We start from the raw sequence: 1,636 nt of genomic DNA, 5'->3' as shown, positions 1-1,636 counted from the left end.
TTACGGTGGGATTCAGAGCTTACGTTGGTTTTTGGTTCCATTGCTCCCCAAACCCCTACATGAACCGTTTCCAGATCGCACCCGAAGAGTGGGCGCTAGAGGCGCTGTTCGGCGAATCATTCGTTCGCTACCGCGCCCGCGTCCGCCGCTGGATCTGAGCGTTGTCAGTGGTAGTGGCTAGGAGACTTGCTATCGCGTCAGCCTGCGGCAGGTGCACTTGAGTTAGCTGAATTTTATCGTGACGAGCTGCTTATCTATATACCTGAAATATGTCGCAGGTCGAGGGCATAGCGCCAATAAGTGATATTCGGCTATTCGCTCTGTTAATACCTTGTTTTAATTGTAGCGCATAGTAAGCTTATGCTTCGCTGCAGTGATTGTCGGTCTGCTTGGTGTCGAGACAAACACTGCCGTCTAGCTCCATCTCGAGTGTCGAGTGGCTGATTTTGAATTGCTCATGGAGTACACGTTTCAAATCAGTCTTCACTCGTTCGATCCCAGGCAGACTCGCCTTCTTGATGACAACATGTGCTTCCAGTGCAATTGTATGCTCAGCGATTTCCCAAACATGCACGTGGTGAACGCCCTCGACGTCGTTTACTTGTTCCATGACATTGATTATATCAGCGACGGAAACGCCTTCTGGCGCGCCCTCCATTAACAGATGGATGGTTTTAGGCAGCATGCTAAAGCCTTGCCAGAGCACGTAGCCAGCAATCATCAGTGTCAGTACAGTATCCGCCCAGTACCACCCATACAGAAGTATCAATGTCCCGGCGATAACAACGCCGACGGAGGCCAGCGCATCCGACACATTGTGCAAGAATGCCGCCTTTATATTCATGCTGTTCTTGGACATTGTGTAGGTGAGAAAGGCCGTGACGATATCTACAACCAAGGCTATTCCCGCGACCACGACCACTGTCCAACCTTCAATGGGCTGCGGGGAAAACAACCGGCCTATGGCCTCGTAAATAAGATAGAGACCGACGATGATCAGGGTGACCAAGTTGATCAAAGCCGCTATGGTTTCACTGCGTCGATAGCCAAAGGTTTTAAATGCATCTGGCGGTCTGCGACCGATCTTACGTGCGATCAGCGCAATAACCAGTGATGCGGCATCGCTCAAATTATGTAGCGCGTCAGCAATGAGTGATAAGCTACCAGAGAGTATTCCACCGACTATTTGTGCCAGTGTTAATGCGGCGTTAACGCCTATAGCAGCAATTAGACGCTTATCGCCTATAGCTTCGGTGTTATGGTTATGTTCGTGGCCCATTGGTTTTTAACCACCCTTAAAAATCTAAAAAAAGACTAAGCACAGGAAGCCAAACGGTCGTCTATAGCAACAAATAAATATACTAGTGCCTTTGTACCGTCTGACACGGAGACAGCCTCCAAACCGTTGACAGAAATCCGACCATCATCGCCCGAGTTCGTGCGCCATTGCCTTCAATACGCCGATAACTGGCTAACCCTTGTCATGATCTGAATATGACAGATTTGTAATCTTCACATCATCTTTCGTGGTTCAAGCTGCACAGCGGAAGATTACATTTCAATAATGTAATGTTTGGCTCACACTGCCGTTATCTTCAGTCGCGCAAAATTCGTTAGAACCTGTAGAGCTCACCGG

Annotated in this window: 1 protein-coding gene; it reads right to left on the bottom strand. The window is 48.9% G+C overall.

Translation table 11 applies throughout. The features are described 5' to 3' along the window. Positions 1 to 358: 358 nt before the first annotated feature. The gene (locus tag HZR81_RS23475) at positions 359 to 1,279 is read right to left on the bottom strand and encodes a cation diffusion facilitator family transporter (protein ID WP_011914465.1); all 921 of its coding nucleotides are present in this window, start codon (positions 1,277 to 1,279) and stop codon (positions 359 to 361) included. Between the last annotated feature and the right edge of the window lie 357 nt (positions 1,280 to 1,636).

The organism is Pseudomonas sp. LM13 (genome assembly GCF_041381355.1).
GTDB classification, from domain to species: domain Bacteria; phylum Pseudomonadota; class Gammaproteobacteria; order Pseudomonadales; family Pseudomonadaceae; genus Stutzerimonas; species Stutzerimonas frequens.
This window is presented reverse-complemented; position numbering and strand designations above follow the sequence as displayed.

What these genes read in the sequence shown, in the direction of transcription:
- HZR81_RS23475 (WP_011914465.1), bottom strand. Translation starts at nt 1,279, where the DNA reads ATGGGCCACGAACATAACCATAACACCGAAGCTATAGGCGATAAGCGT.